1 protein-coding gene is annotated in these 264 nt (G+C 62.1%); it reads left to right on the forward strand.

Annotated features, from left to right (window positions below; all coding sequences use genetic code 11):
• A partial coding sequence (locus ACZ3GY_RS24195) for an SMP-30/gluconolactonase/LRE family protein (RefSeq protein WP_465912305.1) occupies positions 1-264 on the forward strand: 264 nt, incomplete at both ends.

A 264-nucleotide genomic window follows, 5' to 3' on the forward strand; every position in this document is an offset into this window, starting at 1 on the left:
TTTCGTCTTCGGAACATTGAACGAGGACGCGGGCCGCGACCCCATCGCCAGCTTCTATCGTCTCAATGCGGACCTCAGTCTGGAGCGCCTGGCGCTGCCGGGCATCGCCATTTCCAACAGCATCTGCTTCAGCCTCGATGGCAAGCTGATGTATCACTGCGATTCCATGGCCGGCAAGATCATGGTGTGTGATTACGACACCGACAGCGGCGCGGTCAGCCATCAGCGCGTCTTCGCCGATCTGGCGCAGCAGCCGGGCGGCCC

The sequence above is a fragment of the Pseudomonas sp. PME37.24/006 genome (genome assembly GCF_055556635.1).